Source organism: Pseudoalteromonas sp. NZS127_1 (assembly GCF_015864295.1).
Lineage (GTDB): Bacteria > Pseudomonadota > Gammaproteobacteria > Enterobacterales > Alteromonadaceae > Pseudoalteromonas > Pseudoalteromonas arctica.
Genome location: NZ_JADYXO010000007.1, coordinates 125,678 through 152,502, shown reverse-complemented (window position 1 = coordinate 152,502; position 26,825 = coordinate 125,678). Strand labels below are relative to the sequence as shown.

At 39.5% G+C, this 26,825-nt stretch carries 23 protein-coding genes; 15 read left to right on the top strand and 8 right to left on the bottom strand.

All coding sequences use genetic code 11. The features are described 5' to 3' along the window. The first annotated feature begins 69 nt into the window (after nt 1-69). A complete protein-coding gene (locus I6F50_RS08980) occupies nt 70-1,359 on the top strand; it encodes an alkaline phosphatase (RefSeq protein WP_166420523.1) in 1,290 nt (429 codons plus the stop codon). A gap of 257 nt (nt 1,360-1,616) precedes the next feature. Here I6F50_RS08980 and I6F50_RS08975 read toward each other — a convergent pair whose 3' ends face one another. The 3 genes from I6F50_RS08975 to I6F50_RS08965 form a co-directional block, all read right to left on the bottom strand. Continuing rightward, nucleotides 1,617-1,946 carry a hypothetical protein gene (locus I6F50_RS08975; protein WP_007580633.1) on the bottom strand — a complete coding sequence of 110 codons (330 nt, stop codon included), beginning with the start codon at nt 1,944-1,946 and terminating at the stop codon, nt 1,617-1,619. Between the two features lie 83 nt (nt 1,947-2,029). Further along, nucleotides 2,030-2,731, bottom strand: coding sequence for a tRNA (adenosine(37)-N6)-threonylcarbamoyltransferase complex dimerization subunit type 1 TsaB (gene tsaB, locus I6F50_RS08970; protein ID WP_024591060.1), 702 nt, complete (start codon nt 2,729-2,731; stop codon nt 2,030-2,032). Nucleotides 2,732-2,740: 9 nt separating this feature from the next. Next, nucleotides 2,741-4,657 (bottom strand): ATP-dependent DNA helicase, encoded by a 1,917-nt coding sequence (locus I6F50_RS08965; protein WP_197118971.1) that lies wholly within the window; start codon nt 4,655-4,657, stop codon nt 2,741-2,743. A gap of 344 nt (nt 4,658-5,001) precedes the next feature. Between I6F50_RS08965 and I6F50_RS08960 the strand changes: the two genes are divergently transcribed. Then, nucleotides 5,002-6,285, top strand: a complete 1,284-nt coding sequence (locus tag I6F50_RS08960; RefSeq protein ID WP_197118970.1) for a sodium:proton antiporter — start codon at nt 5,002-5,004, stop codon at nt 6,283-6,285. Nucleotides 6,286-6,568: 283 nt separating this feature from the next. Next, nucleotides 6,569-8,425 (top strand): cytochrome c/FTR1 family iron permease, encoded by a 1,857-nt coding sequence (locus tag I6F50_RS08955; RefSeq protein WP_197176019.1) that lies wholly within the window; start codon nt 6,569-6,571, stop codon nt 8,423-8,425. A gap of 90 nt (nt 8,426-8,515) precedes the next feature. On the opposite strand, the gene I6F50_RS08950 is transcribed toward I6F50_RS08955, so the two are convergent. Further along, nucleotides 8,516-8,752: a hypothetical protein gene (locus I6F50_RS08950; RefSeq protein ID WP_197118969.1), complete on the bottom strand. Its 237-nt coding sequence runs from the start codon at nt 8,750-8,752 to the stop codon at nt 8,516-8,518. A 420-nt stretch (nt 8,753-9,172) separates the two neighbouring features. Between I6F50_RS08950 and hisG the strand changes: the two genes are divergently transcribed. The 10 genes from hisG (at nt 9,173) to I6F50_RS08900 (ending at nt 17,104) form a co-directional block, all read left to right on the top strand. Next, on the top strand, nt 9,173-10,072 hold the full coding sequence (hisG, locus tag I6F50_RS08945; protein ID WP_007580644.1) for an ATP phosphoribosyltransferase: 900 nt from the start codon (nt 9,173-9,175) through the stop codon (nt 10,070-10,072). A 5-nt stretch (nt 10,073-10,077) separates the two neighbouring features. Further along, nucleotides 10,078-11,379, top strand: a complete 1,302-nt coding sequence (gene hisD, locus I6F50_RS08940) for a histidinol dehydrogenase (protein ID WP_197175995.1) — start codon at nt 10,078-10,080, stop codon at nt 11,377-11,379. After that, nucleotides 11,369-12,478, top strand: coding sequence for a histidinol-phosphate transaminase (gene hisC, locus I6F50_RS08935; RefSeq protein ID WP_197175993.1), 1,110 nt, complete (start codon nt 11,369-11,371; stop codon nt 12,476-12,478). Before hisD ends, hisC begins: the two co-directional genes overlap by 11 nt. Then, the gene (hisB, locus tag I6F50_RS08930; RefSeq protein WP_182724733.1) at nt 12,475-13,536 is read left to right on the top strand and encodes a bifunctional histidinol-phosphatase/imidazoleglycerol-phosphate dehydratase HisB; all 1,062 of its coding nucleotides are present in this window, start codon (nt 12,475-12,477) and stop codon (nt 13,534-13,536) included. Before hisC ends, hisB begins: the two co-directional genes overlap by 4 nt. After that, nucleotides 13,533-14,123, top strand: coding sequence for an imidazole glycerol phosphate synthase subunit HisH (hisH, locus tag I6F50_RS08925; RefSeq protein WP_002960265.1), 591 nt, complete (start codon nt 13,533-13,535; stop codon nt 14,121-14,123). Before hisB ends, hisH begins: the two co-directional genes overlap by 4 nt. Before the next feature lie 33 nt (nt 14,124-14,156). Then, nucleotides 14,157-14,891 carry a 1-(5-phosphoribosyl)-5-[(5-phosphoribosylamino)methylideneamino] imidazole-4-carboxamide isomerase gene (locus tag I6F50_RS08920; RefSeq protein ID WP_197111929.1) on the top strand — a complete coding sequence of 245 codons (735 nt, stop codon included), beginning with the start codon at nt 14,157-14,159 and terminating at the stop codon, nt 14,889-14,891. After that, nucleotides 14,873-15,652, top strand: coding sequence for an imidazole glycerol phosphate synthase subunit HisF (gene hisF / locus I6F50_RS08915; protein WP_197175991.1), 780 nt, complete (start codon nt 14,873-14,875; stop codon nt 15,650-15,652). The genes I6F50_RS08920 and hisF overlap by 19 nt, the downstream gene beginning before the upstream one ends. Beyond that, a complete protein-coding gene (gene hisIE / locus I6F50_RS08910; RefSeq protein WP_197175989.1) occupies nt 15,643-16,257 on the top strand; it encodes a bifunctional phosphoribosyl-AMP cyclohydrolase/phosphoribosyl-ATP diphosphatase HisIE in 615 nt (204 codons plus the stop codon). The genes hisF and hisIE overlap by 10 nt, the downstream gene beginning before the upstream one ends. A 119-nt stretch (nt 16,258-16,376) precedes the next feature. Beyond that, nucleotides 16,377-16,913, top strand: coding sequence for a hypothetical protein (locus I6F50_RS08905; RefSeq protein WP_197175979.1), 537 nt, complete (start codon nt 16,377-16,379; stop codon nt 16,911-16,913). Nucleotides 16,914-16,915: 2 nt separating this feature from the next. After that, entirely contained in the window at nt 16,916-17,104 is a 189-nt protein-coding gene (locus I6F50_RS08900; RefSeq protein ID WP_197118962.1) for a DUF1289 domain-containing protein, read from the top strand. Nucleotides 17,105-17,159: 55 nt separating this feature from the next. Here I6F50_RS08900 and I6F50_RS08895 read toward each other — a convergent pair whose 3' ends face one another. After that, entirely contained in the window at nt 17,160-17,693 is a 534-nt protein-coding gene (locus I6F50_RS08895) for a gluconokinase (protein WP_197118961.1), read from the bottom strand. Between the two features lie 150 nt (nt 17,694-17,843). Between I6F50_RS08895 and gntU the strand changes: the two genes are divergently transcribed. Next, nucleotides 17,844-19,187, top strand: coding sequence for a gluconate transporter (gene gntU, locus I6F50_RS08890; protein ID WP_197175977.1), 1,344 nt, complete (start codon nt 17,844-17,846; stop codon nt 19,185-19,187). 94 nt (nt 19,188-19,281) lie between these two features. Here the strand turns inward: gntU and gntR are convergent, their stop codons facing one another. Further along, nucleotides 19,282-20,292 carry a gluconate operon transcriptional repressor GntR gene (gene gntR, locus I6F50_RS08885; protein ID WP_197139401.1) on the bottom strand — a complete coding sequence of 337 codons (1,011 nt, stop codon included), beginning with the start codon at nt 20,290-20,292 and terminating at the stop codon, nt 19,282-19,284. Nucleotides 20,293-20,517: 225 nt separating this feature from the next. After that, nucleotides 20,518-21,789 carry an O-acetylhomoserine aminocarboxypropyltransferase/cysteine synthase family protein gene (locus tag I6F50_RS08880; RefSeq protein ID WP_197139400.1) on the bottom strand — a complete coding sequence of 424 codons (1,272 nt, stop codon included), beginning with the start codon at nt 21,787-21,789 and terminating at the stop codon, nt 20,518-20,520. Between the two features lie 860 nt (nt 21,790-22,649). Here I6F50_RS08880 and I6F50_RS08875 point away from each other — a divergent pair. After that, nucleotides 22,650-24,437: an NACHT domain-containing NTPase gene (locus I6F50_RS08875; protein WP_197175975.1), complete on the top strand. Its 1,788-nt coding sequence runs from the start codon at nt 22,650-22,652 to the stop codon at nt 24,435-24,437. 119 nt (nt 24,438-24,556) lie between these two features. Here I6F50_RS08875 and I6F50_RS08870 read toward each other — a convergent pair whose 3' ends face one another. After that, the gene (locus I6F50_RS08870) at nt 24,557-26,728 is read right to left on the bottom strand and encodes a S46 family peptidase (protein WP_197175973.1); all 2,172 of its coding nucleotides are present in this window, start codon (nt 26,726-26,728) and stop codon (nt 24,557-24,559) included. Between the last annotated feature and the right edge of the window lie 97 nt (nt 26,729-26,825).

The window sequence follows — 26,825 nt, the reverse complement described above, 5'->3', positions numbered from 1 at the left end:
TTTATTTATCATCCTATCTGTATACAATATCAGCGGCTATTAAATAAGGTACACTCATAAGGTACAACCATGAAAAAACAGATCAGCTTATTGGCACTTTTATGCACCGCTTCTGGTGCTTACGCAGAATCAGCACCTAAAAATGTAATTTATATGATTGGTGACGGTATGGGTCCGGCTTACACCACGGCTTATCGCTATTTTAAAGATGACCCTGCAACAAAAGAAGTCGAAGGTACGGTTTTTGACACTATTTTAAAAGGCATGGCGCATACCTACCCTGACGACCATACTTATGTAACTGACAGTGCAGCAGGTGCTACAGCGCTTAGTAGCGGTCATAAAAGTTATAATGGCGCGGTTGCTGTAGATACAGATAAAAAGCCAGTTAAAACCATGCTCGAAATAGCAAAAGAGCGCGGTATGACAACAGCGCTTGTTGTAACGTCACAAATAAATCATGCAACACCAGCGAGTTTTACAGCTCACAATGAATCTCGTTACAACTACGATGATATTGCCAACGATTATATTGATAATAAGATTGCTGGTAAATTACCCGTTGATTTAATGCTTGGTGGCGGTACTAAATATTTTATTCGAGATGACCGTAATTTAGTTGAAGAATTTAAAGCCGCAGGTTACCAATATGGCGACGATATTAATAATCTGGGCCAAATTACACAAATACCTGCCATAGGTTTGTATGCAAGCAAAGGCCTGCCATTTGCACTTGATATAAACCCAACTCGCCTGACTCAGTTAACATCTAAAGCACTTGGTTTACTAGATAACCAAAACGAAGAAGGCTTTTTTGTAATGATTGAGGGCAGCCAAATTGATTGGTGTGGTCACTCTAACGATATAGCCTGTGCGATGGCTGAAATGGACGACTTTGCTAAATCAATCGAAAAAGCAAAAGCATACGTTGATAAAAATAAAGACACTATACTTGTGGTTACAGCCGATCACTCAACGGGCGGCCTAACTATTGGTTCGCACGGCCAATTTAAATGGGAAACAGACGTAATTAAAGGTGTTAAGGCAACGGCTAGTAAGTTAACAGACAAACTTATGGAGTCTAAAGACTTAAAACCAGTATGGACTGCTAACACCAATATTGAATTTACAACTGAAAACCAAATCAAACTTGAGCAAGCTAAAAAAATGGGCGAAAAAGCGCTTAATTTAGCTGTTAAAAGTATTATTAGTGATGCGAGCTTTACTGGCTGGACAACCGGTGGACACACCGCTGTAGACGTTCAAGTATTTGCTTATGGCAAAGGCAGTGATCAATTTATTGGTTCACAAAATAATACTGATATTGCAGATAAGCTAATCGGCTTTATTGAACAGTAATCTTTGCTTCGTTTTGAACACAAAAAGCCCGAACATATGTTCGGGCTTTTTATTAAATTTTATCGCTGTATTTATCTAATACCAACCTGCTTATATACGGGGTCTATTTAACGTTAAGAAAATTACACTAGAACTAGGCAAAAATTTTTGTATCTAGTTGTTCTAAATAAAAAATTTTTAACGACGTTATAGTGCAATTTAATCCGTTAAATTGATCAAAGATTTATGTAGGTTGGTATAAAACGTTTGAATGAGCTTTAAGCGTATATATCAACGCCTATTAAATTTTGTACTTCGGCTCTGCGTTCTAAATTGGCAAATTCAGTATAAGTAGAAATCGCTTTACTTACTTGAGCTGTCGGTTGGTCGTAAATTGTTTGGCTGTATTCATTGCTTTTAGCACTGCTTTTAAACAGTTGATTAGCCAGTTCGACGCCCTCGACACTGCTTTTTACATAATCGGTATTCGTTTTTTGAGCAGCCGGCTGGTCTAATAAACTCTGTGGTTTATTAGTAACAACTTTAGTAGGGCTAACCCTACCCGGAATATCTCCGGTAAAAAAACCTGAACCAATAGGCAGCGTCATTACGCGTCTCCAACCTTAATATTGCATAAAATTATGATTTAAAAACAACCAATTTGCAAATAATACTTGAATTCAAGATATGGCTACTCACGTCCTGGTAGCTTTTTCCACGTTACCGTATCGCGCACATATTTAGGTTGAGCGTCACTCGCTTTTACAACGTCACCCGCTAAAAACGCGGCTTCAACATGCGCTAACATATAACGCGCATCAGGCAATGTAATATCAGTATTAATTGTCACGTTTTCAAAGTCATTAAGCGCATCAGGATAGGTTTTAAAGCCTGTGCCCACCGCTACAGATGGCTCACTGGTCGCTATATAGTCATTGTTTAGTAAATCAGGTTTTATAACGCACTCTTGGTTAACTAAAAGCATTAGATTATTTTGCGCTTGGTAATGTGCAAAGTATATCTCGCCCATGCGTGCATCTATGCTTGGATAAACACTAAGACTACCGTTTTGTTCAAACGCTTGTTGCGCCATAATAGCCAAAGTAGACACACCTACAAGCGGCAAATTAGTTGAATACGCTAAACCTTGTGCTATTGCTACACTAATACGCACACCAGTAAAACTACCCGGGCCTTGCCCAAAACCAATGACATCTAAGTCTTTTAATTTACAGTTTGCTTTAGTTAATAGCTCATCCACAAGTGGAAGTATTTTTTGGCTATGTTGCTGCGGACATTCTTCAAAATGATGAAATGTTTGGCCCTGAAAATGTAAAACAATTGAAAGTGCTTCAGTTGAAGCATCAAGGGCAAGAATATTACTTTTGATCATTTTATTACTCTAATTAATTTGTTTTAAAAATGTATTGGCATCTTCTAAGCTTCGCGTGCGGCGCATCGGCGGTAAGCTTTTTAAAAATACTTGGCCATATTGGCGTGTAACTAAGCGATTATCGCATATTACAAGTACGCCTTTGTCTTTACTATCTCGAATTAAACGCCCTACACCTTGTTTTAGCGCAATAACAGCCTGCGGTAATTGTATGTGTGAAAAAGGGTCTTTACCCTGCATTTGGCAATCTTGCATTTTAGCTTGTAGTAATGGATCGTCAGGGGCTGCAAATGGCAATTTGTCTATAATAACACAGCTTAACGTACTGCCGCGTACATCAACGCCTTCCCAAAAAGAAGCCGTGCCGAGTAATACCGCATTTCCATGGCGCGTAAATTTCTCTAAAATAATACGCTTAGACATTTGCCCTTGCATGTAAACTGGGTAGTCTATTTGTGTGGTGAGTCCTTCGGCAACTAAGTGCATCATTCTATAGCTTGTAAACAGGACGAAACAACGCCCTTGTGCTGATTTTATAAGCTCAAGCGTTAGTTTTACAATCGCATGCGGCATATTATCCGCGTGCGATTCAGGTAAATAACGCGGTAAACACAGCAGCGCCTGATTAGGGTAATCAAACGGGCTATCTACCATCATGCTTTGCTTTGGTTTTAAACCAAGGCTTGCATTAAAGTGCTCTAGTTTGTTGTCGACCGAAAGTGTTGCTGATGTAAATACAAAGCCTGCGCCCGTGTCTTGCATCATTTGAGCAAACTTAGCTGAAACATTTAATGGCGTTATATTTATTGTTAAATAACGGCGCGTTGTTTCATACCAGTAACTAAAACCGGTTTGAGCAGTATCAAAAACGCGTTCTAACTGCCCTTTAAATGCAAGAGCACGCTCAAACGGGTGCTCTATTTTATCGCTTCTATCTAGGCAAAGTTTAAGTACTTGGTAAACAAAATCTAAATCACTAATGACGCGATGAAGCGCCGCACATATTTGTTTATCACTTAGCTTTTCTCGCCAATCGCCTCTACTGCCATCAACACCAAACTGTAATCGTAAATCAGCAACGCTTGTTTCAAGCTTATTTAAGCTTTTACCTAGCTGCAGCATATCGGGAATTTCGGCTCGATAAATAGCACGTAAATCATTAATTAAATCCACCAGCTTTTTAGTGCTAATACTCTCACCAAAATAATCACTGGCAATTTCACTTAACTGATGGGCTTCATCAAATATATACGCATCGGCTTTTGGCATAAGTTCAGCAAAGCCACTTTCTTTTACGGCCATGTCGGCAAAAAACAAATGGTGGTTAATAACAACCACATCAGCATCTGCTGCTGTTAAACGTGCTTTACGTATATAGCAGCTTTGAAAGTCTGGGCATTCTTTGCCTAAACAATTATCGGCTGTTGAGTTTACATAAGGCAGCACTTTGGCATCATCTTCTATACCAATACAATCGGCTAAATCGCCTGACTGCGTTTCACTGGCAAACTTAGCCACCATGGCTAGTTGGTGCATTACGTCGGAGTCGTCAGTAGGTACATGCGCAACATGCTGGTTTAGTCGGTAGGTGCATAAGTAATTGGCACGCCCTTTTAATAAGGCGGTTTTTTTAGAAGCACTAAGCGCTTTTACTAATTGAGGTAAATCGCGGTGGTATAACTGCTCTTGTAAGGCTTTAGAGCCAGTCGATATTATCGTTCGGCCTTTTGATTTAAGTGCAGGGGCTAAATATGCAAATGTTTTACCAGTACCCGTGCCTGCTTCAACAACTAATTGCGAACTGTTTTTTAATGCATCTGCAACAGCTACTGCCATATCAATTTGTGGTTGGCGAGGCGTATATCCATCTAACGATGACGCCAAAGGCCCGGTTGCACTAAACAGCTGTTTGATAATACCAATCACTTTAAAATAAATAATAGCGGGATTTTACGTAAGCAAAGCATTTAGGGCAAGTAATTACAAAATCGACTTTTATTTTATGGGTTAACGTGCGTTTTATTATTCGAGCTTAGGGAGTGATTCATTATTCGATTTTACAATACACTCTGTATTTATAACGTACATTTAATTTATTGATGACAATATTTACAAAGCCTAATTTGTTATTAACTCTTACTAAAAATAATCCTTATTAAAAGCGATATAAAGGTATAAATACTGTGACTCTCAAATATTACAGGAGTACCATACGCGGGTTTATAATCCTCCTTTTTGTGTGTCGTTTAAAAAATAGTTAAGGTTAATCAATGAATGCTTGGTACCTCATTTGCTTTCTCTCTGCAATTGCAATATTTATAGCCTTTGCAAACCAGTACATCCTCAAAATGCAAACTACTATTGCCATTACAACGGGCTCTGTGGTTATTTCTTTATTGCTGATCATTGCAGTTAAATTATTAGGCGATCAAAATGCATTAGCAATGACCCAAATTGTTTCCAGTATTAACTTTAACGAGTTATTACTTAAAGGCATGTTGGGGTTTTTACTCTACGCGGGTGCGCTCGAAATAAACCTACTTGCCCTACGTAAGCAGCGATGGGAAATTACTGCTCTGGTATTATTTTCAACCATTGCTTCCACATTTATAGTGGGCTATTTAAGCTTTTATTTATTCCCCGTTTTTGGTTTTGATGTTCCTTTTATTTATTGTTTATTGTTTGGCGCGCTTATTAGTCCAACCGACCCTATTGCTGTACTTGCTATTATTAAACAAATGAGAGCACCAGAAGGTATTTCAGTTCAAGTAGAAGGTGAGTCGCTATTTAACGATGGTATCGGTTTAGTTATATTTACCACTATATTCTCAGTTGCTTTTTATGGTACCGATGCACAATTTGGCGACATAGCAGAGCTATTCTTTGTTGATGCCATAGGGGGTATTGCATTTGGTTTAGTCATTGCATTAGTTGGCCACTTTTTAATTATTAATAGCCGCGATGTAAACATTCGCTTATTAATTACCTTAACGATTCCTACCGCAGGTTTTGCTGCTGCAAATATTTGGGAAATATCTGGCGCACTTGCTATGGTAACGAGCGGCATATTAATGGGTAATATCACCCGCACTAAAGCAACTGAGCGCACAGGCCCTGAAGACACACGCTACGTAAAAGACTTTTGGCATGCAACCGACAGCTTTTTAAATGCCCTACTGTTTTTAATAATAGGTATGTTGATAGTTACTATGCCAATCACTATTGGCGAAATAGGTTTAGGCTTATTAATGGTACCTGCGGTATTACTTGCACGCTTTATAAGTGTAGGCGCACCATTTGTAATTTTTAAACGCTTTAGGACTTACGATAAACACAGTGTTAAAATTTTAACCTGGGGTGGACTACGTGGTGGCCTTGCACTGGCAATGGCCGCAGCTATACCACGCGAGCAAGTTTTTGTAGGCGGTTCAGACCTACATAACTTAATCGTTATTGTTACTTACGTTGTGGTTATATTTTCTATTATTGTACAAGGCTTAACTATTTCGCCGCTTATTCAAAGCAGCATTAAGTCAGCTGAGCAAGCCAAGTAATAAATACTTTGTCCGCAACACATTCAGTAACCAAGTTATTATAAAAATCACTTGGTTACTGTTACTCTCGTGTTACAAAAACACTTTAAAGTTATATAAATTGTTATCCTTTTTATTTATCTGCTTTGTTTAAATTAATCTGCTTGAAATGCAAATGAAAACAATTATAATTTTGGCTTTTCCTCTGCAGGGCTTTTCAATGTCCATAAATAATTCTCACATGTTTATTAACTTTGTGTCTGTAAGCAAGCGTCAGCTTAATTTCATTTTTGCACTTTTGATCATGATGACGGCAAGCTTTAGCGTTTCTGCCTCACCCGATCAACAAATAAAAATAAAGCAAATTGCACAGCTTGCAGAGTACGTAGGTGTTGATTACGTAGCAGCTGTTGGGAATGGTGAAATACTCGACCCCGACGAATATCAAGAAATGACTGAATTTGCGCACGTTATTATTGAGCAAGCTGGACAGCTATCAAGCCAAACAAATGAGTTCGACACAGTAAAGGTACAAGCTAAAGCCTTGCATTCAGCGATTGCCAATAAAGCAAGCGTTGCCGATGTACGCGCAGCAAGCTCTGCGCTTCGTGAATCACTTCTTGTCTTTATGCCGCAGCTATCGTTACCTACGTCACTACTACCTGTTGAGCAAACCAAAGCGCTTTTTGCTGCTAACTGTTCAATGTGTCACGGCCCAAGTGGTCAAGGCGACGGCCCGCTTGCAAAAAACTTATCACCAGAGCCTACCAACTTTACCGATGAAGAACGCGCAACTAACCGCTCATTAATGGGTTTGTTTGACGCTGTAAGTAACGGTATTAACGACACGCCAATGGTTGCGTTTACTCAATTTAACGAACAACAACGTTGGTCTTTAGCTTTTTATGTTGGTAGCTTGGCATTTAAAGACGTTAAAAAACCGCAAAATGTAGATCAAAATGTTACCGCTTCGCAAATTGTAAACCTAAACCCTGCACAATTATCGGCAGGTCAAAGTGAAGCGCAAGCACACTACGTTAAATGGTTACGTGGTAATCCAGAGCAATTATTTACCGGTAAAAAAAATCCGATAACGGTTACTCGAACGCAGTTACTTGCAGCGCAAGCCGCGCATGCTAAAGGTAATTACTCTCAAGCGAGTGACTTAGCAATTAGCGCATACTTAGATGGCTTTGAACTTGTTGAAAATAACTTAAATGCTTACGACGAAGCTTTGCGTAAAAACATCGAAGTACAACTGATGAACCTGCGTCAAACCTTCAAAAACGAGAAAGATACTGCCATCGTTGGCGATAAAGTAAGTGCGGCGCTAGCTCAACTCGCGAAAGCAGATAGCATGCTAAACGAAACCAAACTAACTGATGGTGCACTCCTCTCAGCAAGTTTAGTTATATTGCTACGCGAAGGCTTAGAAGCACTCCTCGTTATTATTGCCCTTATGACCGTACTTATTAAAACTAAACGTCAAGATGCGCTTAAATATGTACATGTTGGCTGGATAACCGCACTTATTGCAGGTGGCTTAACATGGGCTGCTGCGCAAACATTAATAGAAATAAGTGGTGCAAGTCGCGAAGTTATGGAAGGTGCAGGTGCATTATTTGCCGCTGTTATTTTACTGTATGTTGGCGTATGGATGCACAGTAAAACCAGTGCGCAACAATGGCAAAAATACATAAAAGACAATATAGATAAGCGTCTTGAGTCGGGTACATTATGGGGGTTAGCAGGGCTTTCTTTTATTGCCGTATACCGTGAAGTATTCGAAACCGTACTATTTTACCAGTCATTATTAACACAAAGCTCGCCGGCTCAATATTCATCTATTGCATCGGGTTTTGCCATCGGTGTAGCAATACTGGCTATTATTACGTGGGTATTAATTAAATACTCAATTAAATTACCGGTTGCTAAGTTTTTTGCAATTACCACTTACCTATTATTTGCACTCTCATTTATGCTTATGGGCAAAGCCGTTATTGCACTACAAGAGGCCGATATAATAGGTATTGCGTCACTACCAATGAGCTTTGATATTGCATGGCTTGGTATAAAATCGACATGGCAAGGTATTGCGGCTCAAGTTTGTGTATTCGCTATATTTAGCTTTTATATATTCAAAAGTAAAAGCCAGAAGTAATTAGTTCAACAAAAAAGGGAAGCCTAGTAAATAGGCTTCCCTTTTTGAATTCTAGCAATCTACAAATAACTTTAAACTATTAACTGTAACCTATGCCCATGTATCTAAATGGGGATTTTCGTCCCCATCTAAGTTAGACTTTTTTTTATTATTTTGATCATCAAGCATATTGAGATTTTTCTTTTTTTGTAACTCACGCCTTTTTTTATTCTCTAGTTCAACTTTTTCAGCCGCAGCGCCACTTTGCACACCCGCAATATGAAAAGCACTTTTTGTCTCAACTTCTAGCCTAGTTATTCTTCCTAAATAAGGAATCATAATATCCATACATACTTCCTTATTTTAACTGTTTGATTGTCAAAATGCTTAATTTGAATAATAAACAAACAATTATTCGCGAAAATTGCGCTTATTATCTTAATAGTATCGACAGTTATAACATATGCTTTAATTAAGCTAAAAAAAACTTGCCATAATATAGCTGTTTATGTTTTTATGAATGCGAAATTTATTTAAACAGATAACAACTGCACGTTAACAAAACAACGGGCAGTTACATAGGATAAAAAATGCGCTTAAACCTGACAACAGTACATCATCACCACCATTCACCGGAATAACCTGTCAGGTCTTTCGCTGAGAGGTTATTCCTAAAAGGAACCTCTGGCGATTCAAATAACATTGATTCATTTTCGCCCTGAGGTTCCCCTCGGGGTTTTTAGTTTTTAAATTAAAGGAAAATGAATAATGAACAACAGTAATCGTCTACGTATCGCCATCCAAAAAGGCGGCCGCCTATCTAAAGATTGTCAAGATCTGCTTAAACAGTTAGGTGTTAAACTTAACCTTCGTGAACAACGCTTAATTGCACACTCAACTAATATGCCAATTGACGTACTACGTGTGCGCGATGACGATATTCCGGGTTTAGTAATGGACGGTGTATGTGACTTAGGCATAGTTGGCGAAAACGTACTTGTAGAAGTTCAAGCAGAACGTGAACGACAAGGTGTTCCAAGTGAAGTAACCAAACTTTCAAAACTAGACTTTGGTTACTGTCGTCTTGCACTTGCATGGCCACAAGAGCTTGGCGCTCGCGATAAGAGCTGGTTTGAAGGCAAACGTATTGCGACTACCTACCCAGAAATTTTAACTCAGTGGTTAAAGCGCGAAGGCATTAACGCAAGTACAGTAATGCTTACGGGTTCTGTTGAAGTAGCACCGCGTGCGGGTTTATCTGATGCAATTTGTGATTTAGTATCTACTGGCGCAACACTTGAAGCTAACGGCTTAATTCAAGGCGAAACAATTTTAGAATCAAACGCCTGTTTAATTCAAAATAAAGATCTTCAAGATGCTGACAAACTAGCACTAATCAATAAGCTTATGCCGCGCCTACGTGGTGTTAGACAAGCTAAAGAAAGCAAATACATCATGCTACACGCACCAAAAAACAAACTTGATGAAATTTGTGAAATTTTACCAGGTTCTGGTCAACCTACTCTACTTGCCCTTGCTGGTAACGATGAATACGTAGCACTTCACATGGTAAGCAGCGAAACATTATTTTGGGAAACAATGGAGCAGTTAAAAGCCTTAGGCGCTAACTCTATTTTAGTTATGCCAATTGAAAAAATGATGGAGTAAGTGCCATGCTTCGTTGGAATGAGGAATCTTCACAAGTACAAGCAGCGGCGCTAATGCGCCCTGCAGTTTCTGCCAGTGCCAAGGTTGAAGCTATATGCAAAACTATTTTAGCTAACGTAAAAGAGCAAGGCGATGAAGCCTTACTTAGCATGGCTAAAGGGTTTGATAATAGATCTAACCCTCGCTTATGTGTTCCGCTTGATGAAATTAACGCATCAGAGCAAGCACTAAGTGCAGAGCTTAAATACGCAATTGATACCGCTTATGCAAACGTTAAACGTTTTCACAAAGCACAATTGCCAAAAGATATTAAATTATCGACCCAACCAGGCGTTGTATGTGAACTGAAATATCAAGCCATCGAAGCAGTCGGTATTTATGTACCCGGTGGCAGTGCTCCACTGCCATCGTCGGTTATTATGCAGGGTGTATTAGCGCAGTTAAGTGGCGCAAAAACCGTTGTACTTGCTACACCGGTAAAAGGTGATAAAGCGATTAACCCTGCTATTTTATATGCAGCTAAGTTATGTGGCATTACTACTTTGATAGAAAGTGGTGGCGCAGGCGCAATTGCAGCAATGGCTTATGGCACCGAATCGGTTCCTAAAGTGAACAAAATATTTGGTCCAGGTAATAGCTTTGTAACAATGGCTAAACAGCTCGTTGCGCAAACTATTCCAGGTATGGCAATTGATATGCCAGCAGGTCCGTCTGAAGTATTAGTTATTGCAGATGAACGTGCGAACCCAGAATTTATAGCCGCCGATTTACTCTCACAAGCAGAGCACGGTGCAGACTCGCAAGTTATTTTATTATGTAACAGTGAGAATATTATAGAGCAAACTCAGCAGGCACTTACACGCCAGTTAGCTAATTTGAGTCGCAAAGAAACAGCCGAGCAAGCGCTCGCTAATTCATCGCTTATTTTGGTTGATTCAATTGAGCAAGCATTTGATGTATCGGCGCAATACGGACCAGAGCACTTAATTTTACAACTAGGCGATGCAACTCCATACCTAGATAAAGTTAAAAACGCAGGCTCAGTATTTGTAGGTGACTACACGCCAGAATCAGCGGGCGATTACGCATCAGGTACTAACCACGTGTTACCAACGTATGGTTACAGTGCAACATACTCGAGCTTAAACTTACTTGATTTTTTTCGTACATACACAGTGCAAACAATTACTAAAAGTGGTTTAACGCAGCTTTCAAAAGCTATTTTACCACTTGCAGATGCAGAAGGCCTTGATGCCCACGCTAATGCGGTTTCAATTCGTTTAGAGGCAATTAAAAATGAGCAATGAGAGCGCACAAGCGTCTAGCTTATTACCTAAAAATATTGCAGCCCTCGCTGCATACAGCTCTGCAAAAAGTGAAAAGTTAACCGGTACTACGTGGCTCAATGCTAACGAAAGCCCGTATGCTAAAAATCTTGAACTGAGTGTTGAAGATTTAAATCGCTACCCCGATCCTCAACCGCAACTGGTTATTGACAGGTATGCAGCTTATACAGAGCTTGAAAGCGAAAATGTATTAATGACGCGCGGTGCAGATGAAGGCATTGAGCTTTTAGTGCGCACATATTGTGAACCAGCTGAAGATAGTATTGCGCTATTTTTACCAACCTACGGTATGTACAAAGTAACGGCTGATACACACAACGTTGGCATTAATGCGCTTACCCAAGAGTTATTACTAAATGGCAGTGCTGACGAAATAGTCGCAGCTGCTGGCAACTCAAAACTGGTATTTATTTGTAACCCAAATAACCCAACGGGTAGCTTAACGCCACTAGATAAAGTAAAAGCGATTGCAACAGCACTTGCAGGTAAAGCATTAGTTATTGTTGATGAAGCCTATATAGAGTTTTGCCCTGAGCAAAGCGCGACTAAGCTTATTAATGAATTTAGTAATGTAGTGGTTTTGCGTACGCTTTCTAAAGCCTTTGCGCTGGCAGGCCTTAGAACAGGCTTTACCCTTGCACAAGCAGCAACTCTTGCGCCAATTCGTAAAGTCATTGCGCCGTATCCGGTATCGGGCGTAGTAGCAAGCATTGCAGCCCAAGCAATTGCACCCGATGCAATTACATCAATGCGCCGCCAAGTTACTATTTTAAATAGCTTAAAAGTTAAATTAGTGGATTGGCTAAACGCATCCCCTGCTGCATTAAAAATTCTCACTGGTGAAGGTAACTTTGTTACTTTAAAATTAGCCGATAAAAACTATTTTAAAATTGCACTTGAGCAAGGTTTGGTTATGCGCGCTTTTACGCTATACGGTGAAGACGACTGGCTACGAATTTCAATTGGCAGTGAACAAGAACTTGAACAAGTAAAAATTTGGTTAGATGGTCTACAAACGCTAGCTACCACAGCATCTTTAGCAGGAAACGAAGTATCATGAGCAACCCCTATTTATTTATCGACCGCGACGGCACTATCATTGAAGAGCCAATTACCGACAAACAGGTAGATAGCCTTGAAAAGCTAGCATTTTTACCTGGCGTTATCCCTGCATTATTACAATTACAAGCTGCAGGTTACCGTTTAGTTATGGTATCTAACCAAGATGGTTTAGGCACAGATAGCTTCCCGACTGCTGACTTTGATATTGCACAAGACAAAATGATGGACATAATGCAAAGCCAAGGCATTAGCTTTGACGAAGTATTAATTTGCCCTCACTTTAACGAGCAAAACTGCGATTGCCGTAAACCTAAAACAGGCTTACTTACCGAGCTTATGCGCTCAGGCAAAGTAGATTTAGCACGCTCTTTTGTTATTGGCGATCGCCAGACCGATATTGGCCTTGCTCAAAACTTATGTTGTGAAGGTATTTTATACGACGGTGATTGGAGTGCGATAGTGACTAAATTGACCACTGCAAACCGCGAAGGTCGTGTTACACGCAATACCAAAGAAACCCAAATTGATGTGGCAATAAACCTAGATCAAACTAAAAATGGCAGCATAGACACCGGGCTTGGCTTTTTTGATCACATGCTTGATCAAATTCGTACGCACGCAAACATTGGTTTAAACATTAAAGCCAAAGGCGATTTACACATAGACGAGCACCACCTGGTTGAAGACATTGGTATTGCTCTTGGTGTTGCACTTAAACAAGCCCTCGGTACTAAATCGCAAATTGCGCGCTATGGTTTTGCTCTTCCTATGGATGAGTGTAAAGCCGAAGCACAAATTGATTTATCAGGTCGTGCATCATTTGTATTAAACGCTAACTTTAGCCGCGAAAAAGCAGGTGATTTAGACGTACAAATGGTTGAGCACTTTTTCAAAAGCTTAAGTGATAACGCCGCTATTAGCCTTATTTTATCGGTAAGCGACGGTAACTGTCATCACCAAGTAGAAGGTTTATTTAAAGCGTTTTCACGCGCGCTTCGCATGGCAGTAGCACAAGACACGACCCAACAAACAGCCAGCTCTAAGGGATGTTTATGATTGCCATAATTAATACCGGTTGTGCCAATATAAATTCAGTACGTTTTGCGTTTGAACGCCTAGGGCAAACGCCAACAGTAATTACATCACCAGAGCAATTAGCGGGTTTTGAGCGCGCTATATTGCCAGGTGTAGGCCATGCGTCGGTTGCTATGAAACGCCTAGTAGATAACGGCTGGCAACAAGCAATAAATGAATACCAGCGCCCGCTTATGGGGATTTGTTTAGGTATGCAGTTACTGTGCGAAAGCACCGAAGAAGGTAACGTACAGTGCCTAGGTAAAATACCAGGGCAAGTAAAAGCGCTTGATGTAGGCAATTTAACGTCGCCGCATATGGGTTGGAATAACTTAAGCGTTAACAAAGAGCATGCGTTAACTAAAGGGCTAACGCTCGATGAGCAAGTGTATTTTGTTCACAGCTTTGCGCACACCGTAAACGACGCCACACTCGTGAGCGGCGAATATGGTCAAACCTTTTCAGCCATTGTTGCAAAAGACAATTACGCGGGCATGCAATTTCACCCAGAGCGCAGCGCAAAAGTTGGCGCACGTTTATTACAAAATTTTGTTGATTGGCAGTTATAAGCTGCCTATTAACTAACAAAAAAGAGATTATTTGTGATTATTCCAGCATTAGACGTATTACAAAATCAAATTGTGCGCTTGTACCAAGGTAAATACGACACAGCACAATTTTACCCTTTCGAACTTGGCGCGCGTTTAAAAGAATACGCCGACAGTGGCGCAGGTAAACTACACCTTGTTGATTTAGAAGGTGCACGCGATCCAAATAAAAAGCAGTGGAAACATATTCAAGCTGCAACCAAAGCACTTAACGTACCGTACCAAGTGGGCGGCGGTATTCGCTCAGAGCAAGATGTAAGTGATTGGCTAAAAGCCGGTGCAAACCAAGTTGTTATTGGTTCAATGGCAGTAGAAAAACGCGAACAAGTAAAAGCCTGGATTGAACAATTTGGCGCAGAGCACTTTGTAATTGCCCTTGATGTAAATAAAACAGCCACGGGCTGGGCACCTGCTACGCACGGTTGGTTAAGTGAATCTGAATTTGGTTTACTTGAGCTGGTAGATTTTTACGTGGGCTTAGGTGTTATCGACTTTTTATGTACGGACATCAGTAAAGATGGCACCATGACGGGTCCATCGTTTGAATTATATGAAGATTTAACTCGCCACAACAGCACAATTAAAGTGCAAGCCTCAGGGGGCGTAAGCTCACTAGATGACATTAAAAAGCTTAAAGAGCTCGGTGTGGGCGGCGTTATTTTAGGTAAATCATTGCTTGATGGCGCATTTAGCGTTGAGGAGGCACTGGCATGTTATCAAAACGCATAATCCCGTGTTTAGACGTTAAAGACGGCCAAGTAGTTAAAGGCGTTAAGTTTAAAGGTCATGAAGTTGTTGGCGACATTTTGACAATGGCTAAAGCCTACAGCGAAGCCGGCGCAGATGAACTGGTTTTTTACGAGATCAGTGCAAGCGTTGAAAAACGCCTACTTGATGTAAACTGGGTAGAGAGTATTGCACGCAATATTGATATTCCATTTTGTGTAGCGGGCGGTATTAAATCTGTCGCTGATGCAGCGCGTGTACTTGAGCGCGGTGCTGACAAAATAAGCATTAACAGCCCTGCTATTGCGCGCCCTGAACTTATTAAAGAATTACACGATGAGTTTGGTAAGCAATGTGTTGTAGTCGGCATAGACAGCTTTTTTGATGAAATTACCGGCGAGTATTTAGTGTATCAATTAACCGGCGATCCTAATGCATCAAGCCGTACGCGTCATAAAACACAAGAATGGGTTAAACGCGTACAAGACTTAGGCGCAGGCGAAATCGTATTAAACTGTATGAACCAAGATGGCGTTCGTAACGGTTACGACAACGAGCAACTCAGTAAAATTCGCGAGCTATGTCACATTCCTTTAATCGCCTCAGGCGGTGCGGGCTCTATGCAAGATTTTGTTGATGTATTTAAACAAAGCAAAGTAGATGGTGCATTAGCCGCCAGCGTTTTTCATAAAAATGTGATTAACATTGGCGAACTAAAACAATTTTTAACAGATAACCAAGTGGCAGCAAGATTATGCAAGTAACACAACAAAACCAAGATCAAGTCGATTTCGCTAAAAGTGAAATGATCCCTGCTATTATTCAAGATGCCCGCTCGGGTGTTATTTTAATGCAAGGCTTTATGAACAGCGAAGCACTAAACGTTACGCTTGATACCAATAAGGTAACGTTTTACTCGCGTTCAAAATCGCGTTTATGGACTAAAGGCGAGTCATCAGAAAACTACTTAAACGTAGTATCTGTGCATACCGATTGTGACTACGATTCAATTTTAGTACTTGCCAACCCAGAAGGCCCAACGTGCCACTTAGGCACACAAAGCTGTTTTGGCGATGAAGCAAAACCAAGTTTAAGCTTTTTAGCACAGTTAGAAGATGTGATTGTAGCGCGTAAAAACGACGACCCTAAAAAAAGCTACACTGCCTCATTATTTGCAAAAGACTTAAGCCGTAGTTGTCAAAAGGTAGGTGAAGAAGGCGTAGAAGTTGCCCTTGCCGCTATGAAACACGATAACGATGAGCTAACTAACGAGTCTGCTGATTTAATTTATCACCTTACCGTATTGCTACAACGCCAAGGCTTAGCCCTTGAAGATGTAGTTAAATGCTTGCAAGGTCGCCATAAATAGCACCTGTTACAGAAAATTACAAAAGGCTCATATTTTATGGGCCTTTTTGTTTTTCGCTTTTAATTGAGTAAATTATGTATGGTATAGTGCGAGGCTCAATTAATCGGTTACTGTGAACTATGAAAAACTATATTATTCCTCTTATTATCGCGTTTATTTTAGCGGGCTGTACCAGCAAAACTAATCAGACTACAACTACAGCAGCCACTACTACAACGAATCAGTCTGTAAAAACCACAGTAACACCCGATGAATGCAGCACCATAAATAACCTAATAAATGGTTATGAATCTGGTTTTAATTCAATCAAAACAGATAAAGTAAATAACCAGTTTACTAATCAATGGCGTACTAATACTCATATTATTGGAGCAAGCTGTACGATTACTTTAAATAAGTCAGAGCAAGCAAGCTACCAATGCCAAACACCCGTTAATACACAAACGCAAACCGTAAAGTCTCATCAAAAACTGGCTAAGCAATTACGCCAATGCTTAACCACAACAGGTTGGTTTGAAAGCCAAAAAGAAACAGCAAGTTCAATTTACAGCACCTTTGTACTTGATACTAAAACCCCTGTCATTACACTCTCTACCAATCAAGAAGGTAATGGGTTCAATACTCGCTTTGAAATTGCACCACCGTTAGGGCTTTAATTATGCGCCAATTAAATCAAAACAAAAAACCATCTAAATTTAAAACCGATTGCTTAGGAATATGCGAAAGGCGCAGCGGTTACTGCACCGGTTGCGGCCGTACCAACGAAGAAATTTTTGATTGGATAATATTATCTGAAGATGAAAAAAAAGCGATTTTAGAAACACCACGAGCAGATGCTAACCCATAACAAATAAAGCCCCTAAATGTTAAAAGTAACAGTTAACTGATTAACTAAAAACTTTTTACTTGTTGTGCTTATTCATTTTAGTTGCGCTAATACAACTTTTGACTACTTGCTCAAATGAGTTATTAATATCTATATTTATAACATTGGGCTCGTCTTCTTTTGGTACTTCTAACGCTTCAAATTGGCTTTTGAGTAAATCAACAGGCATAAAATGCCCTTTTCTGTCCTGCATACGGCTTTTAACCAGTTCAAAATCACCATAAAGATGTAAAAAGGTAATGCCTATATTTCCGTCACATATTTGTTCTCGGTATTTCTTTTTTAATGCTGAGCAAACTATTACCGCGACTTCATTTTTCTTTTCAATGCTAAATGCAGCATCACGTATTCTTTCTAGCCAAGGCACACGATCAGCATCATTTAAAGGCTGCCCAGATGACATTTTTAATATATTAGCCTTGGGATGTAAGTCGTCTCCGTCGATAAATTTAGCGCCAATGCGCTTTGCTAATGCATCACCCACACTTGACTTTCCTGTGCTTGAAACCCCCATTACAATATAAACACGACCTACATTTGTGTTACTCATGTATTTACCCTCGCCTTAATTTAATAATTAATTATTTTCAATGTATATATTATATTGAGTTACGGGTAACATGTTACCCGTAACAAATGCGAAAGTGAAGTTAAACACACACTAAACATCATAATTCACACTGAATATAAGTAGGGAAAAATGTCAGATCTATCATTAATACTAACAGCGGCAGGCTCCATATTTTTATTGCTTTTTTTAGTAATGAAAGTACGACTACATGCTGTCGTCTCTTTGATCCTTGTTTCTATGATTGCAGGATTATTCTCAGGAATGAGCCCTGAAATAATTGCCGCTACAATTCAAAAAGGAATGGCCGGAACACTAGGCTTTGTAGCGGTGGTGGTCGCTTTAGGCGCCATGTTTGGCAAAGTAATGGAAGAAACCGGCGCGCTGGATCGTATTGCCCACACACTTTTACACCGTTTTGGAGAAAAAAACGCTAATTGGGCGCTTACCTTTACGGGCTTTATTTGTGCCCTCCCCCTGTTTTTTGATGTGGCCGTGGTACTTTTAATCGGTATTGTTTTTGCTGTAGTAAGAAAAGGCGGTGGCAGCGTTGTTAAAATTGGTATTGGGCTACTTGCTGGGATAGCGTCTTGTCAGGCGTTTCTTATTCCTGCGCCAGGGCCGATTTTGGTTGCCTCTCAATTAGGCGCTGACTATGGTTATATGATTTTATTTGGCCTTATTGCTGCCATACCGGCAATGATTATAGGAGGTCCAATTTGGGGCTCTATTATTTCTAAATCTATTCATGTAGAACTCCCACAGCACGAACAAATCGACGATAACCAAAGAGTTGGTAAAGGCACACCTAGTTTTGGATTAGCATTAGGTTTGATTGCTTTGCCATTAATTATGATTAGTTTGAATACTATTGGTAGCCGCTTTGTTGAAAAAGACTCTGATTTATATAATTGGTTAGCCTTTATAGGTCATCCATTTACAGCAATTTTAGTTGCCTGCCTAATGGCATTTTATTTGCTCGGCGCAAGGCGCGGTGTCCCTAATGCTAGAATCATGGAAATTTGTGGTAGTGCCTTACAACCTGCAGGAATTATTATTCTTGTCACTGGTGCCGGTGGGGTATTTAAACAAGTATTAGTTGATTCAGGGGTAGGTACGGCACTGGGTAATTACTTAGCAGGCTCAGGCTTACCGATTGTAATACTCGCTTTTGTATTATCAGCCGCTGTGCGGGTTATTCAAGGCTCAGCGACAGTAGCTATGCTTACAGCGTGTGGCTTAATTATTCCAATGCTTCAGCCTTTAGGCCTTGATGGAGCGCAGCTTGCTGCTGTCACCATCGCTATTGGTGGGGGCTCTATTGTGCTCTCCCATGTAAACGACTCAGGATTTTGGTTAGCGAGTCGCTATCTCGGTTTGAGCGAAATGCAAACTCTTAAAACGTGGACAGTAATGGAAACCATTATTGGGTCTGTTGGCGCACTTGTCGCTATGGTTATATCTCTGTTTTTGTAAATTTACAGTTGTAGAGTTATCAACGTACACATAAAAATCACCTGAGCCTTTTGTTATTTAGGCTCAGGTAATTAAGCTCATGTAATTAGAGTATTTAAACACTTTCACCTAGATGAACTATATAACCAGTATCAATTACTTGCTCATAATTAATGCTAGCATCCAAATCGGAATTAATTCGGCTCAGCAATTCTCTTCCCGCAACATTACCTATCTGATAACGAGGGGTGATCACACTTGCTAATTGAGGCACCATTGCTTGGCCAATATCATGACCATGAAAACCCACAACCCCCATTTGGCTAGGCACTAAAATATTGTTTCGCTGGCACTCAAAAATAGCCCCAATTGCTAAATCATCATTAGTACAAAACAGACATTCAGTATTTGGGTAGTCAGTACGCGCTTTTTGTAAAAGTTCAGCGCCTAAACTGTAAGATGAAGCTTGATCAGTCATCACACTATTAGGCGTAAAGCCTTTAGCTAACATAGCATCTGAATAACCTTGAAATTTTAGCCGTGTTCGCACATCAAGCCTTGCACCTATATAAACAATATTACGATAGCCTTTATTTAAAAGCGCTGTCGTCATATCAAAAGCTGCTTTAACGTTATCAAAACCAACCGCTTGTTGCATAGCACAGTGATGAGTATCCATTATTTCAATCACAGGTACGCCTGACATTTCAATCATTTTTAACGTTCTGTCTGTGTGTGTGGTTTCTGATAAAATTAAACCATCAACGTGGTACGACAATAAATACTCAACCCGTTTTTCTTCAATTTCAGGGTTGTAACCATAATGGGCCAACATTGTTTGGTATCCTGCAGGCCCTGTCACATCTTCAATGCCTCTTATCACCTGAGCAAACACGTGATTCGTTAACGATGGGACTAGTACACCAATAGAGTAGCTTTTAGAATTAGACAGTAAATCAGGGGCTTTATTTGCAATGTAGCCTAGCGTATCAATAGCTGCGCTAATTTTAGTGCGAGTAGACCCTGATACTTTTTCGGGATTACGTAAATAACGACTCACCGTCATTTTGGTTACACCAACCGCATCGGCAATATCTTGAAGAGAAGAACGTTTGTTTTTTTTCATCACACACAATTAAATAAAATGTTACTTGTAACATACCAACTATTGTGAAAAATCACTACTTTTAGCCCTTTTTATTTGGGTTAAAGTAATAAATATTTAGCCTACCGCCTGTATTTACACTGTTGCTAAATGAATGTCTAAAAAGGTTTAGAAAACCTAAACCTTTTTAGCAAACGATACTGTATTTACAGTAAAGTTGAACAAGCATTTCTAATTAATGTAATTTTAAGCTTTATCGAGCGCTTGGCTTACATCTGCCATTATATCTACAATGTTTTCAATACCGACTGACAAACGAATTAAATCGCGGCTTACGCCTGCATTTGCTAATTCGTCATCATTTAATTGGCGGTGTGTGGTTGACGCAGGATGACACGCAAGTGACTTAGCATCGCCAATATTAACTAAGCGTAAAATCATGTTTAGTGCATCAATAAAACGAGTGCCAGCCTCTAGCCCACCAGCAATACCAAAGCTTAAAATACCGGATGCTTTACCACTGGTAATTTTTTGACTCATTTCGTTATACGGACTTGATTTTAACCCTGCGTAATTAACCCAAAGCACTTTTGGATGATTTTCTAAATACTCAGCCAACTGCTGTGCATTTTCGCAGTGGCGATCCATTCTTAAACCTAATGTTTCAAGGCCGATTAAAATGTCAGATGCGTTTTTAGGCGCAAGCGCTGCACCGGTATTTCTCAGTGGCACTACTCTACAACGTCCAATAAATGCAGCTTCAGCAAAGGCTTCGGTATACACCACATTGTGATACGACGGATCGGGCTCGTTCATCATTGCAAAGCGCGTGGGGTTGGCTTTCCAATCAAACTTACCAGAGTCGACAATCATGCCGCCAATGGCAGTACCATGCCCGTTTATATACTTAGTAAGTGAGTGAACCACTATATCGGCGCCCAGCTCAAATGGGCGGCATAAATACGGCGTAGCTACTGTATTATCAACAATAAGCGGCACACCTTTACTGTGTGCAATACGTGCTAAGCGTTCAATATCAACAATATTGCCTGCCGGATTACCAATAGATTCACAAAAAACAGCGCGGGTGTTGTCGTCAATTGCATTCTCGAACGCGGTAAAGTCATCGGCTTTAATCATGCGCGCTTCAATACCTTGCCTAGGTAAGGTATGTGCAAATAAGTTATACGTGCCACCATATACTTGGCTGGTACTCACAATATTAGTGCCTACTTCACACAAACATTGGATAGCATACGTAATAGCAGCCATCCCAGAGGCAACAGCCAGCGCACCAATGCCCCCTTCCATCGCAGCAATACGTTGTTCAAGTACGGCATTGGTTGGGTTCATTATGCGGGTGTAAATATTTCCAGGTACTTTTAAATCGAATAAATCAGCGCCATGCTGCGTATTGTCAAATGTATAAGAAGAAGTGTGATAAATAGGCACGGCTGCCGATTTGGTCGTAGGCTCAGATTCGTAACCGTGGTGCAGTGCTAATGACTCTAATTTCATAATTATTTCCTTCAATTAATTTACCACTAACCTAGCACTTCTTGGTTATAAAATGCACATGAAATATATTAAAGGATGTTTAGGTGGTTTTGAGGCTGCTTGATTTAAGTTAAAGGTGCCGATTAATGGGCATTCAAATGATATTTAACAACTAGCCACCCTTTACTAACAATATGACAACCCACCCTAGCATAATATTTATTATTGGTAATAATTTACACAATTTGCTATTAATAGAAGCCCATAAAATAAGGATATTCCAGCGTAAAAAAGAAAAATATCCTTCAATAAACCTGCAGTGTAATAAAAGGAGTTATTAGTATGTCAAAAATGTTCGAGTTAAAATCAAACAAAAATATTGCCATAAAAATGAGTTGTGGAGTGACATTAATTTGCGCTACATACATATCATTTCATAACATATTTGTAGGGCTAGGTTTAGCTGTCGTCTCTATTCTCATAACTTACTCTGTATTAAGTAAGAAAGGTAGTTGGTTCTCTTAGTTATAACTTGAAACTATTGGCGTAACGTTATTCATACAAGAGAGCAGACGCCATAAGCTTCTAGCATTCTTTCTAAGTTCAGCTAAGAGCGATAACCGGACACTGGAAAAGTTAAATTTATTCCTACTTCTTTGAGTAGGAGCCTAATTTTGTCCGATAACATTATTAAACGCCGTTTTGGGGTAAAATAACATGCTTAATTCCTAGCTGTTTTAATTACCTGTTTACAAATGTAATTATTGGTGAAATTATCAGGATATGTAATATACGCCATTTTGGTGTGTTATAAAAAACCACAATGGTGTTCAATAAGCTGCTAGGCAAATAGAGAAATCCTCAACCTACATGGAGCCGTTATGATTGACGATATAATAAAAAAAGCAACTGGTGGTCTCGATGGTATTGTCGATGACTTATTAAAGTCTGCCAAAGGAAAAGTTCAAGAAAAAATATCTGAAGCATTCGCTATCGGTAAGCTTAAGTCCTTTAAAGATAATGTTGAACGAATAGGACAAGTGAAAACCATATTAAATCCCGATTCAATTGTAAATTTAAATAATATATTTTTTGATGACGCTGTACTTTTTGACGGTGAAAAAATTGAATCATTTAGTCAATTTGGTACTAAACAAGTCCTAGTCGAAGGAGGTCCTGGTCAAGGGAAATCTTTATACCTTAGAAAACTTTGCATCAAAGAAGGAGCTGGAAGTAATTTTATACCTATTTTTATCGAATTTAGAAATTTGGGATATAAGAAAAAGCTCAAAGAAGAGTTAATGGAAGCAATCGAAGATCTAGGGGTTAAACTTGATAATTCTCTATTTGATTTTTTGGCGAAGTCAAAAAAAATAGTCTTATTCTTAGATGGTTTTGATGAGGTACCAAATAACGAAAGAACCCGAATCGCAAGAGAGTTAGAAACAATAGTAAGAACTTATCCTGATTTACGGATTGTGGTGTCTTCAAGACCAGATTCTGGTATGGGCTCTTCTTTTTATTTTTCTAAACGAAAAATAAGCCCTATGTCACTTGATACACAAAAGAAATTTGTAAACCATTTATATGAATCAGATAAGGAAGCAGAAAGTATTAATACAATCCTTTCAAACAGTGACTTTATCTCTGAAGTTACTACTACAGCTTTATTACTTACCTTATTTACTATTACTTATAATGCGAGACAGTTCAAACCAGACAGCCTTTCTGAATTTTACAGCTTAATTTTCCCAACGATGCTTTATAGGCACGATAGAATGAAAATGGGCTTTGAGAGAGAAAGAAAGGCTGGCTTAACCGATTATCAAATGCAACGATTATTTAACTCCTTAAGTTTCTTATCTTTGAATGATAATAACACTCGATTTCCTAGCTATTTATTTCAAGATTATTTACATAATTCGGCAAAATTGGATGGACTCCCAGAAAATTTGGAAGATCGTTTAATTGACGATATAACAAGTATTACTGCACTAATCATTCGAGATGGTTTTGATGAATTCTCTTTCACTCATAAAAGTATTCAGGAGTATTTTGCTTCCGTATTTATTTCAATGCTTAGTGAGGATCGTAAAATAGGTTTTTATAAACTAGTCATCAATGATTTTAATGAGTTTAGAAAATGGCAAAATACCCTATCGTTTCTTGAAACTATCGATGAAAGAAATTACAGAAAATATTTTCTTATCCCGTATAAGAAAAATGCACTTTGTTTAGATGATAATTCAAGAATTAATATAAATTATCCTTCTTTATTAAAACTAGTAGGTAGTGATTCAAAAGTGCGAATAGATGAAGCCGGTAGGCTAAAGAACTTTTATTGGGGAGATACATTGTCTTCTGTTTTATACGTTCAATACTCAGAGTTTGCAAAAAATGCTATAAACTCATACTTACAAAGTAAAGCGATGATGCTCGCTGAGTTTCTATCTTATTGTGATGAATCAGATTATGTCGACTCTCAAGACTTGGATGGCGACTATGTAATAGTTATTGATAAGTTTTTTAAAGAAAATAAAATACAAATAGAAGTGACCAAGTATCTCTCCAAAAGGTTTGATAATAGTTCATTTAAAGACGAAGTTTTAAATTTAGAGGCAGATTTGGAAATATCAGACAAAGTAACTGATGCTATTTTACCCTTTTAAAAAATTTACCATACAAGTGTCTAAGGTTACGACAGTCCGCTCATGACACTTAGCAGTCATAAATAAGCGAATCCAACATCAACAAAAAAGGCGCTTCCTTTACGGTAAGCGCCCTTCTCTTATTTTACGATTGTCATTTCGTCTAACAAGTTTTGTGCATTATCTACTTTATCCATTACCCACAGCATGTAGCGTGAATCAACGTGGATAGAGCGATTAAGCTCTGGGTTATAATCCCAATCACCAATAATACTTTCGTAAACACCGTCGAACAGTAAACCTACAAGCTCTGCTTTGCCGTTAAGTGTTGGCGAACCTGAGTTACCACCGGTAGTGTCTACATTTGATAAAAAGTTAACGGGTACTGTATTCATGCCACCCGTGTAATCACCGTAAAGCTTGGCTTTAATTTGCTCTTGTAGCTTTTTAGGCGCATTAAATGGGTCAACATCGGTGTTTTTAGCTAGTAACCCTTCAAGCGAGGTAAAAGGTGTTGCTACCAAGCCATCTTGAGGTGAGTAGCCGCCTACGGTGCCATAGGTTACTCGTAATGTGCTGTTGGCATCGGCGTATACAGGTTTGTTTTTAGCTTTGTTAAACGCAATGATTGCGCTCATTAGCTCTGGGCGAGCGGCTTGTAATTTACCTGCAAGTGCTTTTGATTTATCTTCCTCAGTTTTCATTACTTTAAAGATTGCTTTAGCGTACTGCACAAATGGGTCTTGGCTTTGATTTAGCTGGCTAAACGATTGCTCAAATAATGAATTGCGAACAGTGGCATTATCGAGTCTTGACTGCTCATACATGCTATCAAGTAACGCGCTTTGGGTTGCTTTATCAAACCCATTTTGTACTTTAAATACGTTATCAACGTCGCTAAAACGATCTTCTTTTGGAAGTGCTGCATACAGTTCTAAAAAGTGCAGTAAAATAGCTTTGTCTACTTTGCTATCATAACGGCGCGTCATGCGCTCAAGCCCTGCTTTAATGCGAGGTAAGTCACGTTCTTGATAACCAGATTCACGTTCGCTATTTGGCTTTTGTTTTTCGTAAGCTAAGCGGTATAAACGTCGTGCTGTGCTGATCATTTGTGAGCGATGTACATAACCTAACATACGGTCGCGTTCACTGTGCTCTTGTGATTGCGCAATTAGCTCAGATAGCTCACCTAATACGCTTCCGTATTGCTCTTTACGCTCAGCATCACTATTGATCCATTGTGTTAGATCTTGCTCAAACTGTTTTTTGCGCTCAAGCATAGTGCCTTTTTTAAAGCTTTCGATCATCGAACCATAGTTTTTAATATAGTTGTTGTAACCTGCAATAGTACTTTCGTAAGCTATACGCGCTTTGCTGCCGTCTTCTGAGTTTTCTTCAATAAGCGACACGTATTTTGAGTTATGAACGCGTGCTTTAGGGTAACTGTCGTTAAATACGTTATCTACCTCTGTTGCTATACGGTAGCGGTTAGTACGCCCTGGGTAGCCTGTAACCATTACAAAGTCGCCTTCTTGCACGCCTTTGGCACTTACTTTTAGGTAAGAGTCTGGTACGTAAGGTACGTTGTCTTTGCTGTACTCTGCAGGTTTTCCATCTTTACCTACATAAGCACGGTAAAAACCAAAGTCGCCTGTGTGGCGCGGCCACATCCAGTTATCTATATCGCCGCCGTATTTACCTACGCCCATTGCCGGTGCATAAGTTAAGCGTACGTCTTTAATTTCAAGTGACTTAATTAGGTAAAACTCTAAACCACCATGAAACGAATACACGTTACAACGATAGCTTTCGTCGGCTTCACACTGGGCTACTAGTGCTTTTTCGTTTTTTTCGAGTGCATCGTAGCGTGCTTTTGCTGTTAGCTCGTTAGTACCTTTAATTACTTCATCTGTTACGTTGGTAACCGTTTTTGTTACGTATACGCGTGAACCCGGTGCTGCTGGTAAATCCTCAGCAGGACTTTTAGCTAAAAAGCCATTTTCTAAAATGTTGTTCTCAGGCGTTGAGTTATATTGTACTGAGCCATAAACACAGTGATGGTTTGACACAACTAAACCTTTAGGCGATACAAACGATGCTGTACAGCCACCTAGGCTAATTACCGCATTCATTGGGAATTCGGTTAATTTAGAAATAGATTCAACATCAATTTCAAGCCCTTTGGCTTTTAAAATTGATTCTAACTCTGGAAGTTGGTGTGGTTGCCACATGCCTTCGTCGGCTATGGCACTACTTGAAAGTGATAAAGAAAATGTGGCTACTAATGTAGCTACAAGAGGTTTTAAACGCATTATAGAATCCTTTTTATTTGTTTCTATAACAGGTTACTCGCGATGGGACAATAAGGTCAATAGCCGTGCAATGAATTGTTACAATCGAGTGTTTCAT